General features: G+C 53.7%; 13 protein-coding genes. 3 read left to right on the forward strand and 10 right to left on the reverse strand.

From position 1 onward, the window contains the following. The first annotated feature begins 84 nt into the window (after nucleotides 1–84). Nucleotides 85–666: a hypothetical protein gene (locus EJ361_RS06540; protein WP_126244551.1), complete on the forward strand. Its 582-nt coding sequence runs from the start codon at nucleotides 85–87 to the stop codon at nucleotides 664–666. Then, nucleotides 663–2,471 (forward strand): excinuclease ABC subunit UvrC, encoded by a 1,809-nt coding sequence (uvrC, locus tag EJ361_RS06545; protein WP_126244552.1) that lies wholly within the window; start codon nucleotides 663–665, stop codon nucleotides 2,469–2,471. The genes EJ361_RS06540 and uvrC overlap by 4 nt, the downstream gene beginning before the upstream one ends. A gap of 303 nt (nucleotides 2,472–2,774) precedes the next feature. Here the strand turns inward: uvrC and EJ361_RS06550 are convergent, their stop codons facing one another. The 9 genes from EJ361_RS06550 to EJ361_RS06590 form a co-directional block, all read right to left on the reverse strand. Beyond that, nucleotides 2,775–3,401 carry a DinB family protein gene (locus EJ361_RS06550; RefSeq protein WP_126244553.1) on the reverse strand — a complete coding sequence of 209 codons (627 nt, stop codon included), beginning with the start codon at nucleotides 3,399–3,401 and terminating at the stop codon, nucleotides 2,775–2,777. Nucleotides 3,402–3,472: 71 nt separating this feature from the next. Beyond that, the gene (locus EJ361_RS06555; RefSeq protein ID WP_126244554.1) at nucleotides 3,473–4,045 is read right to left on the reverse strand and encodes a Crp/Fnr family transcriptional regulator; all 573 of its coding nucleotides are present in this window, start codon (nucleotides 4,043–4,045) and stop codon (nucleotides 3,473–3,475) included. Nucleotides 4,046–4,128: 83 nt separating this feature from the next. Beyond that, nucleotides 4,129–5,154: a type IX secretion system ring subunit PorN/GldN gene (gene porN / locus EJ361_RS06560; protein WP_126244555.1), complete on the reverse strand. Its 1,026-nt coding sequence runs from the start codon at nucleotides 5,152–5,154 to the stop codon at nucleotides 4,129–4,131. Between the two features lie 21 nt (nucleotides 5,155–5,175). Beyond that, entirely contained in the window at nucleotides 5,176–6,714 is a 1,539-nt protein-coding gene (gene porM / locus EJ361_RS06565) for a type IX secretion system motor protein PorM/GldM (protein WP_126244556.1), read from the reverse strand. 56 nt (nucleotides 6,715–6,770) lie between these two features. Next, complete coding sequence (gene porL, locus EJ361_RS06570; RefSeq protein ID WP_240646559.1) at nucleotides 6,771–7,505, reverse strand: type IX secretion system motor protein PorL/GldL; 735 nt, start codon at nucleotides 7,503–7,505, stop codon at nucleotides 6,771–6,773. 126 nt (nucleotides 7,506–7,631) lie between these two features. Further along, nucleotides 7,632–8,933, reverse strand: a complete 1,302-nt coding sequence (gene porK, locus EJ361_RS06575; RefSeq protein WP_240646560.1) for a T9SS ring complex lipoprotein PorK/GldK — start codon at nucleotides 8,931–8,933, stop codon at nucleotides 7,632–7,634. A gap of 390 nt (nucleotides 8,934–9,323) precedes the next feature. Next, nucleotides 9,324–11,369 carry a thioredoxin domain-containing protein gene (locus EJ361_RS06580; protein WP_126244558.1) on the reverse strand — a complete coding sequence of 682 codons (2,046 nt, stop codon included), beginning with the start codon at nucleotides 11,367–11,369 and terminating at the stop codon, nucleotides 9,324–9,326. A gap of 78 nt (nucleotides 11,370–11,447) precedes the next feature. Then, the gene (locus EJ361_RS06585) at nucleotides 11,448–12,107 is read right to left on the reverse strand and encodes a uroporphyrinogen-III synthase (protein ID WP_240646561.1); all 660 of its coding nucleotides are present in this window, start codon (nucleotides 12,105–12,107) and stop codon (nucleotides 11,448–11,450) included. A 152-nt stretch (nucleotides 12,108–12,259) separates the two neighbouring features. After that, nucleotides 12,260–13,258, reverse strand: coding sequence for a DUF4271 domain-containing protein (locus EJ361_RS06590; protein WP_126244560.1), 999 nt, complete (start codon nucleotides 13,256–13,258; stop codon nucleotides 12,260–12,262). Nucleotides 13,259–13,370: 112 nt separating this feature from the next. Between EJ361_RS06590 and hemW the strand changes: the two genes are divergently transcribed. Continuing rightward, nucleotides 13,371–14,495, forward strand: coding sequence for a radical SAM family heme chaperone HemW (hemW, locus tag EJ361_RS06595; RefSeq protein WP_126244561.1), 1,125 nt, complete (start codon nucleotides 13,371–13,373; stop codon nucleotides 14,493–14,495). Here the strand turns inward: hemW and EJ361_RS06600 are convergent. Then, nucleotides 14,492–15,511 carry an NAD(P)H-dependent glycerol-3-phosphate dehydrogenase gene (locus tag EJ361_RS06600; RefSeq protein WP_126244562.1) on the reverse strand — a complete coding sequence of 340 codons (1,020 nt, stop codon included), beginning with the start codon at nucleotides 15,509–15,511 and terminating at the stop codon, nucleotides 14,492–14,494. The two genes, hemW and EJ361_RS06600, sit on opposite strands and share 4 nt — an antisense overlap. Nucleotides 15,512–15,528: the final 17 nt, after the last annotated feature.

The raw sequence follows: 15,528 nt of genomic DNA on the forward strand, positions 1-15,528 counted from the left end.
GATTTGCTCATGCATCAGATGCGCCGTATTCACGGTGCATTTTTTTTATAGGCCGATTAAGGCTACACCATTAAATTTGTGGGTATGAGAATCGTATTTGCTGGGCTTTTTGCGTTGTTGATGACCGGATGCCGGCTGCCCGAGCCCAAAGGCGGCGCGCCCGTTGCCTTGCGGGACCATAGCTACAGGGCGCTGGGGAACTATTGCTGGGACGAGATCGCCCGGATGCGGAAATCGCCCTTCCAGATCACCAAAACCATCCGCCTCAACGGGCAAACGGTTTCTTCTCCGGTGAAAGACAGCGCCGGGCTGGAGGCGCTCTTCCGCCCCCTGATGGACGCCGATATCAGCCGTCCGTCGCTGGCGGACGCGTACGACATCGATACCATTCCCAATCATTTTTCGGGAGATACGACCTTCATCCACCGCACCCGCGGCAAACAGACCTGGCCTGCACAGCTGATCGTGGAGATCGACAGCAGCCGGCGCATCAAATCCGTCCAGGCTTCTTCCCACACAAAGAACCCTGTGTACGAATACCGCCAGGAGATCGTATATGAGCGCGATCGCCAGCTCTCCATCAGCTCCCATCAGAAAATTATCTTCATGAAAGCGGAAAACATGGAAACCATCGCTCTTTTCCGCCCATTAACAGCGCAGCAATGACGTCAGCGGAATTTTCCCGGATATCGCATACCATTCCCACCCAGGCCGGCATCTACAAATATTTCGACGCCGGCGGGGAACTGCTGTACATCGGCAAGGCCAAAAGCCTCCGCAAGCGCGTTTCCTCCTATTTCGTCAAGAACCACGACAACTATAAAACCCGGAAGCTGGTAGACAATATCCACCACATCGAGTTCACGATCGTAGACAACGAAAAAGACGCATTCCTGCTGGAAAACGCCCTCATCAAGCAGTTCCGCCCGAAATACAACATCGATCTGAAAGACGATAAAACGTATCCGTTCATCGTCATCAAGCACGAATCCTTCCCCCGCGTTTTCCTCACCCGCCGCGTGATCAAAGACGGGTCGGAATACCTCGGCCCCTTCACCTCCGTAGGCCGCGTGCGCGAGCTGCTGGAAGTGATCCGCTACAACATCCCCCTGCGCACCTGCAACCTCAACCTGTCTGAACAGAACATCAAAAAAGGGAAGTTCAAGGTGTGCCTGGAATACCATCTCGGCAACTGCAAAGGCCCCTGCGAAGGGCTGCAATCTGCCGAAGATTACCGGGAAGGGCTGCAATCCGTGAAGGAAATCCTCCGCGGCAACCTCTCGCCCGTGCTCAACGTGTTCAAGTCGAAAATGCAGGAACATGCGATGAACATGGAATTCGAGAAAGCGGAAATCGAACGGAAGAAAATCGCCAGTTTGCAGGATTACCAGGCCCGGTCTACCATCGTGAGCAGCCGCGTCGGGAACGTGGACGTGTTCACCATCCTGTCTGAAGGCAATTTCGCGTATGTGAACTACCTGCGCGTGCTCAACGGCACCATCGCCGATACCAAGACCGTGACGCTGGAAAAGAAGCTGGAAGAGACGGACGAAGAAGTGATGGAATACGCCATCGGGTACCTACGCGAGGCGTTCCAAAGCCTGGCGCGCGAGATCGTACTGCCCTTCCACGTCGATTTTCCGGAGGAGAATGTGGAAGTGATCGTCCCGAAAGGCGGCGACAAAAAGAAACTGCTCGATCTTTCCACCAAAAACGTCGACTATTTCCGCGAAGAGCTGCGCAAGAAAAAGATCCTGCACCTCGAAGGCAAGAGCGATATGGAAGTGAGGAAGGTGCTGTACCAGCTGCAGGCCGACCTGGAGCTGCAGGAACTGCCCGTTCATATCGAATGTTTCGATAACTCCAACTTCCAGGGGAGCTATCCCGTTTCGGCCTGCGTCGTATTTAAAGACGGTGTGGCGTCGAAGAAGGATTACCGCCATTTCAATATCAAAACGGTGGAAGGTATCAACGACTTCGCGTCCATGACGGAAGTGGTGTACCGCCGTTACAAGCGCCTGCTGGAAGAAGAACAGCCATTGCCGCAGCTGGTTATCATCGACGGTGGTAAAGGCCAGTTGGGCGCGGCAATGGAAAGTATCCGCAAGCTCGATCTCATCGGCAGCATGACGGTGGTGGGTTTGGCGAAGAACGAGGAGGAGATTTTCTTCCCGGGCGACAAGGATTCCATCAAGCTGCCGTACGACAGTGAGAGCCTGAAGCTGATCCGGCGCGTCCGCGACGAGGTGCACCGTTTCGGCATTACGTTCCACCGGCAGAAGCGCAGCAAGGGCACGTTCAGGAACGAGCTGGAATCGATCAAGGGGATTGGTGAAAACACGGCTACGCAGCTGTTGCAGCAACACCGGTCGGTCAATAAGGTGAAGGCGTTAAGTAAAGACGAACTGGTGAAGGAAGTGGGCCTGAAAAAGGCGACGCTGATCTGGGAGCACTTTCATGGTACTGACTAAAATCCCGTCAAAAAATCACGGCTTCCTACAAAAGAGAGAGCCCGGTTTGAGAACCAGGCTCTATTCCCCAAGTTAACCATTAAAAGACACAGATTTATTTTTGATGACCGGCAGGCCGCCGGTGGATCTTCGTTGTTAAAACATGACAATTACACGTTCATGCAAGCGTGTTTTATCACATTACTAAAGTAATGCGTATGTGGCTGTGCCGTTGTTAAGTATTTGTTATCGGCACGAAATAGCTGTTAGCTGTAACCTGCAACAGCATTGAGTTTCAAACGATCTATCGGGATTGGGAATTTGTTAGCGGGCGGTCTCGGAGAGGTACTGCAAATTGACCGCAGCCACATCTGCGCCCCGTGCAGTTTCCACACTGCGGATAGCTTGCAGCATGTGCCTTTGCGCGTGCGCGATGAGGAACCGGAACGTATCGCCGGCCTTCAGCGCCACGAGTTTCGACAGCGTGGTCGGCAACCGGATGCCGCCGATGTCGATCTGCTTGGCGGCTTGCAGGAGCGACAACATCCATTCCTGTTGCGAGTGGAATTCGTCGAGCGTTTGCGCCGCGTCTAACCGGGGAGCGGGATGGTGATTTTTCGGGGCCGACATTTTCATTTTCAGGCTGCCGTCGTTCTTCGGCAACATCGTTTGCGTAAAATAATTGCCCAGCCAGCCACTGCGGAATTGCTCCGGTACGGGTCGTTTTTGGGAAAGGAATTTGCGGAAGGCCTCGTCGAAAGCCGGCAGGTAGAAACGGCCGTAGCCGTTGAGATGTTCCAGGCACTGGATGGCAGACCATTTGCCCGGCGCCGGCGGTTGCAGGAGAAGGTCGTGGGGCTGGGAGGCGAGGTAACGGTCTGCCGCCGCGCGAAGATTGTTCACGTCTTGCTGCAGCCCGCTGAGCAGGGTTTCTGAGTGAAAGGTAGGCATGTGAAGAGATTTAATGATCCGATGCAAAGGTAATCCGGCTATTTACACGAAATCTTTGTCTGCGCCAAGATTTACAATCGGACCCCACCTAATAGCTTGCTGAACGTAGCAGGATCGATGCCGAGGTAGGATGCGAGGTATTTGTGGGGGATGAGCTGGAGGACGTGCGGGCTCCTGGCGAGGAGGCGCCTGAATTTCTGCTCCGCGCCCAGCGTCTGTATTTCGATCAGCCGTTCCATCACACCCGCCATGGCGGCCATGGTGCCGATATGCACCCATCGGGCTATGGAAGGATGTTGCTGCATGAGCCGCTGAATATCGTTGTACGAAATCCGTAAAAAGGCGCTCTGGGTAAGGGTTTCCAGGTAATACCGCGATGGTTGCTGCAGGAAAAACGAATCGATGATGCCGGAAAAGGAACCGGGATAGGAGAACATCAGGGTGGCTTCCTTTTGTCCTTCAGCGAGGGCAAACGCGCGCTGGAGCCCCTCGGTCACGTAATAGCAGTATCGCTCGGTGTCTCCCGCGGCCGTAAGCACCGTTTTCCGTTTGCAGGCCAGCGGGAGGAAGCAGCCGGAAAGGTCTTCCCAGGCATCCTCCGGAAGCGGAACAACGGCATCTATGGCGGAACGGAGTTGCTGCATGGCTGTAAGATATAAAAAAAACCGCCCCAGATTACCCGGAGCGGCTTCTCATTATTGTTCGCAGGATTTGAGCGCGTGGGAGATTAGTATTCCCACAGGTCCTGTTCTTTGTTAAAGATCTTGTCTTTGATGGCCTGGCCTTCCAGGAGGCGCATTACACCGTCTTTGATGTAATTGCTGATCTCGCGGTTGAACGCGTTCTTTTCCTTCACAACGAAGCTGGAGAAGAAGCGCATTTCGAAGAGGTCTTCCCAGGTCATGGTAGACGCGTCGTTATTCTGGTTATATACGTCGTATTTGGCCAGAACGGGGCGCAGATCGGGGTAATAGAGCCAGAACAGGGGGATGGTGGCGCGCACGGTACCGTCGTCGTTGATACGGGATACCATGGGGGCGATGCCGAGGATGCGGACCTTCAGCGCGGAGGCTTCCTGGTCAAACACCCAAACTTCCTTGATCTTGTACTGTTTGATCGTTTCGGGGTTGAACTCGTCGCGGATCGTGACGTTCTTTTCCTCCCCGGTAACCGGGTCGATGCTGCGAACGGTCCTTTCCTCGCCCGAGAGCTTGGTCATGATCTCGTCGTAGTTCATGAGGGTGCTGAAACGGTCGTCGATCGGGCTGAAAGCCTCAACTTCCTTGTTCTTGATCGCCGCAAGCAGGATATTGATGAGGAGCTGGTTGATGCCGGTCTCATCTTCCACATTGTACTGGAAGGGGAGGTTCATCTTCTCGCGCACATCGATGATCTGCCAGATCTGTTTTTCCCAGAACTTGTCGTCTTCACGGATGTGATCGTAAGCGATGGGCACGCGGTCGCGGATAGGGCTCTTTTCGGAAACCCCGTCTACCCGCAGCGATTTACGCGGCGTGTCTACCGGTGTGCCTACCCCGTCTTGCCGGAGCGATGTGGGCGCGGTGCCTGCCGGGGCGGCGGGCACATTTACCGGGTTGCCGGTGGCCGGGTTGGTCACGGGTGCGGGTTGCTGCTGCTCGGGTTGCGGATCGGTATTACCTCTTCTGCGGCGCGACTGTGCGTCGGCGGTGGAAGCGATGAAAACCAGCAACAATGCGCTCAGGCTGATCCTTTTCAATATTACTGCTTGCATAGCCAGTAACGGTTTTTTACGTTAATTGATCTTGAAGTTTACGTTGGGCATGGAACGAACCCTTCCGTCCGGACCTTTCACCTTGATGTTGTCGAAATACACCTGGTCGCCGGGTTTAATGCTACGGATGGCGCCCTGCAGCTCGGGGTTGTTAGGCCAGAGCTCGGAAGTAGCGTCTCCTTCGGCATACGGACGGTTGCGCGATTCGATACCCATACGGTAGCCAACTACAGCGTAGCGGACACCGTCGAACACGAAGTCTTCCAGGTCGGCGCGGAGGCCTTGCTGTACTTTGAATTCGGCGGCTTTCATGGTGGGGCCTTTGGTGAGGCCTACCTTGATAGACGGGTCGGGTACGTTCTTCACGCGGAATTCTTTGGAATCGAGGGTCTTTACCTGGCCATCAACTTCTGCGGAAACCGTGATCACGGCTTTACCTGTAGAGCTGACGGTTACTACGAATTCGCCCGGGCCTTTTTTAGTGATCTGACCGCCGCAACCGCTGATCGTAGCATTCACCTTGTCAGACGGTACGCCTGCTGCGGTGATGGAGATCGGGTTTTGGAGGGCTACGTACATCACGTTCATTTTATCGGCCGAGATGGAAGTGGCTGCGGAGCTCACTTTATAAGTTTCCTCGAAAGGAGATCTTACAACTTGCCCATTAGGCTTGGTCAGCTCAATGATACCGGCGATTTTGAATTCCCCGGTGCTGCCCACTTTTAATTCGTAAGTGCCTTTCCCATCAGACGCAGGTACCGAAGCCCCGTTGATCACGATATTCGGATTTACGGTGCTGCTGTATGCGCCCATAACCACGGTAGCTTTAAGTGTTTGACCGGGTGTGAAGTTTTTCGAGTTGAGGGAAACGAATGCTTCCAGTTTATCGAATGTAAAGTCGTCTTCCGAAACTTCCTTCATCAGTTTATCGATGATCATGGCTTCGGAGTTCTTGATATCGTTTTGGAACTTGCTGAGCAGGGTTACGGCAGCGATGGTCGGCACCATGTTGAAATGGTAAGCCGTCCAGTCTTTCTTAACCGGGCCTTTCTGAGGGGGCAATCCGATATGGAGCGGGAGGCTCGTATCGAATGCGGCCCTGTCTTTCGGATTGATCAGCGCCAACAATTGATTGCGATATGCATTCAGTTGTTTCTCCAGCGCCGGGCCTTCCTTCTGGTTTTCCATTATACGGGTAGGCGCATCGAGGTTATCTTTACTTTTGATTTCGCCTTCCTCGTTACGGCCGCCGGCGGCCTTAATAATTTTTTCCTTGAGGGAGTCAAGGTAGGTATAGGTTTGTTCGGACAATTGGCGAACCTGGTCCGCCTTTTCTTTTCTCGGTTTTACTTTCGCTTCATCAGACGCCATCAGTTTTTCGAACTGCTTATAAGTTTTAGCGTTCTTGCTGGCGATCGATTCATTGGAATTGGTGATGGATATGTTTACGATATCGAATGCGTTCAGGATCTCGGCGGATACGTTCAACGCTAACATTGCAGTAAGTACCAGGTACATGAAGTTGATCATCTTCTGCCTGGGATCTTTTGGTAATGCCATAGTAGTCTACAAGTTTTAGAATTGAATGTCTCTTGTTATTTCACTATTGCGTTACCTTATCTGCCTTGCATGGCTGTGAGCATGTTGCCGTAAACGGTGTTCAGGTTGCTCAGGTTGCGGGCCAGCAGCGTGATTTGTTCCTGCGTTTTCTTGGCATCGTCTACGCTGCCGCTCATAGCTTTGGAAGCAGTAAGCAGGTTGCTGTAGAAGCTGTTCATCGCTTTCAGGTGGTTATTGGTATCCTGCAGTTCCAGTTCGTAGATAGCGTTCAGGGAGGCCAGGTTTTTGGTCATGGACTGAACCTGCTCGTGGAAGTTGCGGGTAGATTCGGAAGCGTTGTTGAAGGTAGATACGGCTGCGGCTGCATTGGTGTAAGCCTGTGTCACGGAACCGATAGCGTTGGCAGCTTCGCGGGTTTTGGCGGTGTAATCGCCGGTGGCGGCTACTACATCGGAGATGTCGCGCATTTTGTCGACAGTGGTACCCAGTTTGGAGAAGTTGTCGCTCAGGCGGCTGAGGTTCGCAGGAGTGATGTCGGCTTCTTCCAGCATCTTGTCCATTTTGGCAAGGGTGGGGCTGCCGGCAACTACCACGCCACCAGCTGCAGGTGCGGGGCTGCTATCGGGAACGAATGCATATACAAAGAAGATAAGGGCTTCTACGCTCAGACCCAGGATCAGTGCAATGTCTGCGCCAGGCCAGTGCTGCAGTTTGAAGAGCGCCCCGATGATCACCACCGATGCGGCGATACATACAAAGAAATTAAGCCATTTCGCTGTGTTAGGATTCATAGCCATAGGTTAAAATTTAATTTTATGGGTGATTAAAAGGTAAAAAGCTCGATGCATGCTTGCTGTGCTCATAATGATAGATTTTAAGACGTGAGGTTTTATCACCAGGATTTCAGCTATTTATTCCTATTTCCTTTTGTTGAAATCGTTTTTGGACCGGCTCAGGAACGCGATGGTGCAACGGAAGCCGATGTAAGACTTCGCACTGTCCTGGTACTCATACGAACGCGTCCCGTTTTGCAGGAAGTGCCCGATATCCTTCCAGCTGCCTCCGCGGATGGTTTTCCGCTTCATCTTCGGCGGTGCGTTGTCGGCAACGTCCATCCGCAGATAAGGGTTCATATCGGAGGTGAAGGAATAGGCGTTCTGATAATAAATGTCCTGCGTCCATTCGGCTACGTTGCCGGCCATATTGTACAATCCGTAATCGTTGGGCCAGTAAGCGTCGGCGCGCACGGTATAAAAACCACCGTCTTCCGGATAGTTACCGCGGCCGGGCTTGAAGTTTGCGAGCAGACAGCCTTTCTTGTTGCGGATATAATAACCGCCCCAGGGGTACGGCGCCTGTTCCCGACCGCCGCGTGCGGCATATTCCCACTGCGCTTCAGACGGCAGCTGGAATTTGTCTTCCGTGAAAAGCTTCTTGGAAGAACGGTAGTCGTCCCAGAACTTGGAGCGCCATTCGCAGAAGGTATTGGCCTGGTGCCAGTTTACGCCCACAACCGGATAGTTGTCGAACGCCGGGTGCCAGAAATACATACGCGTCATGGGCTCGTTGTAAGCGTACGAGAAGTCGCGTATCCAGCAGAGCGTGTCCGGGTAAATGGGCACGTCTTTCCGGTCGATGAACTGGGAACGCGGCTTGTCCTTGTTCTCGCGCAGCTTCGCCCTGTCCCAGTTGAAGCGCTCCTCGTGGTATTTCAATTTACGAACGTCGATCTCCACGCGGCCGTACAACCGGTCTTCCGGAGAATACATCATCGCGTCGAGCTTTTCGTAAGTCGATTTGTCTTTCCAGTTGATTTTCTGTTTCCAATCAACATAGTCTACCCCGTTATCATTCTTCACATGCCCCATGAGCACGTGCGCCATGGAATCGATCACCCAGTTCACGAACTGGCGGTACTCGTTGTTCGTGATCTCGGTGGCATCCATGTAAAAACCGGAGATCGAGATCGACTTATTCCTTGCCGTGAAGGAATAATTCACATCCTCGTCGTTCGGCCCCATGTGAAAAGTCCCGGAAGGAACATAAACCATTCCATAAGGTACGGGGGGAGTGTACTTCGGCCTGGGGCTAACGCCTATCAGCTGACCCTGCGCGTTCTTGGCGGATTTGCCCCCGCCACCGCAACTGGCCAGCAATACCGCCAGCAGCACGACCAATAGCCCACTACAATAATTAAGCTTCATAAGGGTGACTTTCATTAGAATACGTTTTTTCTTTAACCTGCCAGATGCTTTTGCCAAACGACAAGACAACACTACAGTCACGCTTTTCACCTGGTTGTATCACAGAAAGATAGCAAATGTATTATTTTTTTTTAATCCGTAGTATGTTTTCTTCCAACTTTTTCAACCGCTCATTTCCCGGCTACGCAATATAGTAAAACGAAGGTTTTAACATTTTATTATGTCGCAACACCGATCGCCGACAATTTACCGGTACGCTCCGGGGATAACGCCTTTCCGTAAAGGTCTGTCCGTCAAGTCCAAATACGCATTTACAATAAATATAATATTTATTTGGAAATAATCAACGCAGGATTTTCCTCCGAAATGCTAATTTATCAAAGGGAATGCAATTTACAACAATTCTCATATTAAATTATTGATTTCCGATATATATTCTACCGGCCGCTCGCAGCGGTATTCCCGGCAAACGTACACCAGCGTCTTCCCTTCCACCCTCCTGTTTTGCAGCAACGGCATGTCTTCCACATCGTTATCCGCTCCCAGCATCACCTTGAAAGGCAGGTACATCGCGTTGAGCTCTTTCATCCGCTCCAGGTATTCCGGCCCGGCCACCGCCAGCTCCGGTTCTCCCTGCGCCAGGCGCATCACCATCGCCGCCCAAACCCCGAACGAAGTGGGGTAGCGCATTACCGTCTGCCCCAGGCTCGCCGTCATGGCCAGCGCCCTTTCGGCCCAGCCCTTCTCGTCATAAACAATGGAAAGATGCCAAAGGTTATGCGCCATCAGCGCATTGCCGCTCGGCACCGCCCCGTCGTACACCTCCTTCTTACGTACGATCACATCTTCCTGCCCGGATTCGGTGTAATAGAAATAACGTCCGGTTTCGTCTCCGAATTGTGCCGTCACGTAGTTTGTGATCACTTTCGCTTCGCGGAGCCAGGCCAGGTTGCCCGTTACTTCCTGCAGCGCAATGAGCGCACGGATGAGCGCGGCGTAATCGTCGAGGAATGCGGGATAGCGGGCCTCCCCGTTTTTATAGGTATGCCAGAACGCCGGCGCTTCCCCGGGCCTGCGCATTTTTTCCATCAGCAGCCGCATCGCCCGTTCGGCCATCGCGGCGTATTTCTCCTCGCCCAGCGCGCCGGCGGCTTTGCATAGCGCGTGGACCATGAGGGCGTTCCAGCCCAGGAGTATCTTATCGTCCAGCCCCGGCCGCACGCGCTTTGCGCGGGCTTCCAGGAGTTTGGGCTTGCTCCGCCGGATAACCGTTTCCAGTTCCGCAACGCTCATATGCTGCTCCGCCGCCACCGTGGCGATGGGGCGCGGCACCCAGAGGATGTTCGCGTCTTCCCAGTTGCCATGCCGGCTCACGTCGAAATACGCGCAGAAAGCGGGCCCGTCGGCCCCGAGGAGCGCCATCACTTCTTCTTCGCTCCAAACATAAAATTTCCCTTCCACGCCTTCGGAATCCGCGTCCAGCGCGGAATAGAAGCCGCCCTCCGGCGATGTAAGCTCCCGTTCCAGGAAGCCCAGCGTTTCCTGCACGGCTACCGCATACCGGGCCTCGCCGGTGAGTTGCCAGGCTTCGCAGAGCACGTCTGTCAGCAGCGCATTATCGTACAGCATCTTCTCGAAATGCGGCGCGAGCCACTTTTCATCCGTGGAATATCTTGCGAAACCTCCGCCTAGCTGGTCGTTGATCCCGCCGTCGATCATCTTGTCGAGCGAAAGGAGCGCCTGTTGCAGGGCGGCGTCATCTTTTTTCATCCGGTAATAGCGCAGCAGGTAGCTGATGGAAAAGGTGCCGGGGAATTTCGGCGCGCGGCCGAATCCGCCCCATTCCTTGTCCGCCTGCCCGAGAATGGCCAGCGCCATGGCGTTGCACTGGGCGGCGGTGAACTGTTCTTCCCGCGGGAGCAGATCATTCACTGCGTCCATCCCGAACTGGTTGCTGTTTTCGAGGTGCTGGGTGAGGTTGGCGGCCTGCTGTTCGATATCGGCGCGTTTGGTGTTGAAAGCGTCCGAAACGGCGGTCAGCACTTCGGTCCAGGAAGGCCGGTTGTAGACCGCCTGCGGCGGAAAGTAGGTGCCTCCGTAAAACGGGCGCCTGTCGGGCAACAGGAACACGTTCAGCGGCCATCCGCCCTGGCCGCTCATGGCCTGGAGGGCGTCCATGTAAATATGGTCGATATCGGGGCGCTCTTCGCGGTCGATCTTGATATTGACGAAGTGCTCGTTCATGATGGCGGCGGTGGCTTCGTTCTCGAAGCTTTCGCGTTCCATGACGTGGCACCAGTGGCAGGCGGCATAGCCGATGCTGACGAGGACGGGCTTGTTTTCCGTCCTGGCTTTTTCGAAGGCTTCCTCGCCCCAGGGGTACCAGTCTACCGGGTTGTGCGCGTGTTGCAGGAGGTATGGACTGGTTTCTTTCGCTAATCTGTTTGCCATCTTGCCTTGTTTTTTACGAAAATAAAAAAGGGGAACATCTATTCGATGCTCCCCCGGTAATTTTCGTAAAGGTCGATATTATTTTTGAAGTCCCTGCAGGAATTGTTCCAGTGCGGCCACCATGGAGGGGGCTTGCGGCGCGGGGGCTTTGATGTCGAGTTTCAGGCCGGCTTCTTCCACGGCGGCGGAGGTGGTGGGACCGAATGCGCCGATGCGGGTGCCGTTCTGTTTGAATTTCGGGACGTTTTCGAAGAGGGATTTCACGCCGTAGGGGCTGAAAAACACGATAAGGTCATATTCCGTTTTCAGGACTTCGGACACGTCGTTCGAAACGGTTTTGTACAGGGTTGCTGCGGCATAGTCGCACTTGTTCGCCTTCAGCCATTCTTCGATGTCTTTTTTCTGGCTGTCGGCACTGGGGAAGAGGAATTTCTCGTTTTCCCGGTGTTTGTTCATGACTTCCAGGAGGCTTTTGGTAGAACCGTCTGCCCCGTAAAACACTTTACGTTTGCGGTAAAGGATGAATTTCTGGAGATAGAGTGCAACCGCTTCTGTAATGCAAAAATACTTGCATTCCTGCGATACCTTAACTTTCAGTTCCTCGCAAATACGAAAGAAGTGATCTACGGCATTCCGGCTGGTGAAAATCACTGCGGAATGGTTGACAATATCAATCTTCTGCTTGCGGAACTCCTTACCAGGCACACCTTCTACCCTGATGAACGGAAAGAAGTCCAACCGGACGTTGAATTTCTTAGCAAGGTCGAAATAAGGTGATTTCTCTGTTTCTGGCTTAGGTTGGGAAATTAGGATCGTCAGTTGTTTTTCCTCTTTTTTTGGCCCGCCTTTGATCATACGAAATTTGCTCTTGTGTTAACAATGTGGCTTCCTTACGGGTTACCAGTTAACCAAAGTAAAAGTACCTTTGTGATTATTAAAACCGGCACTACTTCGAATGCGCAAAGGTAAAGAAAAAAATGCAATTTGCTGAAGGAGAGATATTGACGTACGAGTGAATAGGACCTTACGTACCTGTACACAACCAGTAATACAATAAAAAATATCGATATATAGAGACAAATACTGGCAATTTCCGGTGAACAGAACGCCAAAACCACCAGGAACGGCGCCAGCAAAATCCCCAGCACCTTGTTGATCAGGTAGAGGATGAAAACGTACGCATCCACCAGTTCCTCACTCCCGAAAAGCCATCCGCAGAACCGCAACACCACGTATTTCACCAGGTAAATGATCCCCACCAGCAGCATCAGCCCCGGAATGAGCATCCAGGCGATGGCATCCGTCGGGTAATCGAGCCGGTACATGAGCAGGTATAAATACAGCCCCAGGCTGATAATGAAGAAGAAATTCAGGAGGAAATTCGGGAAGGGCGACTGCGACAGCTGGTCCTTCAACTGCCGCTGGCTCAGCGTGGGGTTGAAGAAGGCGCGGAACATATCGTTGAAATATTTCAGGTAGGAACTGCGGATGATGCCCAACAGCAGTACCACGCCGGCCACGAGATACACCAGCCAGTCTTGCCCGGTACTTTTACGGGTGGGATTGACGTCGAGCAATACGGGCTTGCCTTTGCGGGAGAGGAAGGTATTCTTTTCCAGGAGCGACCGCATGATGGTGTCGTACGCATGCACTTTGGGCGCAGCGGCCAGCAGCGAGTCTGCCACCCGGGCTTTCAGCGAGTCTGCCGCATGAAGTGCCGCGGTTTGAGCGGAATCTGGCTTACCTTTGTGCGTAGCGGCAGGCCTGGTGGCGGCGGCGGCAGGGGTTTGCCGGGGGGCTGCAGGCTTCTTTTTCGCGGAACTGTCTGCCTGCGCCATCGTTTGGAGGGCACATACGATCAGCATCCATATCATCATCCAGGTTCGCAACGGCTAAAATTTTATAATGCAACTTAACTTTTCCAGTTCCAAAAATATCAACAAAACTGACATGTATTTTCGAGGTTTGCAAATTAATCCCCTAAAACTTTTCTAAGCGCGCATGGCCGGGATCTATCTCCATATACCGTTTTGCAAAAAGGCTTGCCATTACTGCAACTTTCACTTCTCCACTTCGCTGCAGTTGCGGGGCGAGATGGTGGATGGCATCGCGGCCGAAGCGGTCCTCCAGCGCAACTACCTCCAGGGCCAGCCTGTGGGCACCGTCTACTTTGGTGGCGGCACGCCCAGCCTCATCGGCCCGGAAGCCGTTCAACGCCTGCTGGACGTTCTCCGCCAGCATTACGACATCCTCCCCGACGCGGAAATCACCCTGGAAGCCAATCCGGACGATCTTTCGCCCGAAAGCCTCCGCGCTTTCCGGGAAACGGGCGTCAACCGCCTCAGCATCGGGGTGCAGTCGTTTTTTGAAGAAGACCTCAAATGGATGAACCGCGCCCACCAGGCGGCACAGTCCATCAATTGTTTGAAAGAAGCCCGCGCAGCGGGGTTCGACAACTTCAGCATCGATCTCATTTACGGCGGCCCTACCCTTACCGACGAGCGCTGGCAGGCCAATATCCGCCAGGCCGTGGAGCTGAACATCCCCCACCTTTCCTGTTACGCCCTTACCGTGGAGCCCGGCACCGCGCTCGATCACTTCATCCAGCACCACAAAATCCCGCCCATCGATCCCGACCGTGCCGCCAAACATTTCGGCATCCTCATGGAAGCCCTGGAAACTGCGGGATACGAACATTACGAGATTTCCAACTTCGCGCTGCCCGGCAATCGTTCGAAGCACAACAGCAGTTACTGGCAAGGGAAACATTACCTCGGCCTCGGCCCTTCCGCCCATTCGTTCAACGGCACCTCGCGGCAGTGGAACATCGCCAACAACCCGCTGTACATCCAGAGCATCAAAAAAGAAACGGTGCCGTTCGAGATCGAAATGCTCAGCGAGAGCATGGCGCTCAACGAGCATATCATGATCTCCCTGCGCACGGAGGCCGGGTGCCGGCTGGAAACCGTGGCGGAGCGATTCGGGGCCGACAAGAAATCAGCGCTCCTCGCCGCCAGCAGTGAGTTCATCCGCAAAGGCTGGATGCGGCAAAACGATGACCGCCTCACGCTCACGCGCGAAGGAAAATTCTTTGCCGACGGTATTGCCGCCGCACTTTTCTTTTAAATCAGTCCTTTTTCAAGCTCGAGGAAAGCCTCTTCGGGATGCAGCTGCTCCCAAAGTATCGCGTAGATTTTCTGTGCGATGGGCATGTATGCGCCGATGCGCCCGTTGATCTCCGCGATGCAGCGGCTCGCATAATACCCTTCCGCGATCATGTTCAGTTCCAGCTGCACGGCCTTTACGCTGTAGCCTTTGCCGATCATGTTGCCGAAGGTACGGTTGCGGCTGTGGAGCGAGTAACAAGTTACCAGCAGATCGCCGAGATAGGCGCTGGCGTTGTAGTTGTGGGTTACGGCTTCACGGCCGCTGCCGGCTTCATATTGGCCGTATTGCTCCAGGAATTCCTGCATTTCGCGGAAGCAGTTCGTGATGAACACGCTGAGGAAATTATCGCCGTATTCGAGGCCATGCGCAATGCCGGCGCCCATCGCGTAAATGTTCTTCAGCACGGCGGCGAGCTGCACACCGTTGAGGTCGGTATTGGCGATGGTCTGGAGATAGCTGTTCGTGAAATGCGCGGCGATCGATTCCGCTTCTTCGAGGTCCGTACCGGAGAACGTCAGGTACGACAGCTTTTCGTTGGCCACTTCTTCTGCATGACAGGGCCCGGTGATAGTGAAGTATTTTTCCGCCGGAACGTTGAACCGTTCGGCGAGGTAATCGTTGATGAGTTGATTGGTGACGGGAACGAGGCCTTTAATGGCCGATATCACTTTCTTTCCATCGAACGCATCGGCCGGGAGCTGCTCGAGCACGGCGGGGAGGAATGCGGACGGAACGGAAAGGATAACGATATCGCTTGCGGCCACTACTTCCGCAGCACGGCTGTTCAGTGAAAGCAGGCTCGTGTCGAAGTAAACGGAAGTGAGATAATGTTTGTTATGATGGCGCAACTGCATGTGTTTGATGGTTTCTTCGTTGCGTATCCACCAGTGAATATGATTATTGTTGTCTGTCAGTATTTTGGCGAGCGCTGTTGACCAGCTGCCGCTTCCAATGATCCCGATATGGTTTGCCATGCGCTTCTGTTCCGTTT

Source organism: Chitinophaga rhizosphaerae, from assembly GCF_003958645.1.
GTDB classification, from domain to species: Bacteria; Bacteroidota; Bacteroidia; order Chitinophagales; family Chitinophagaceae; genus Chitinophaga; species Chitinophaga rhizosphaerae.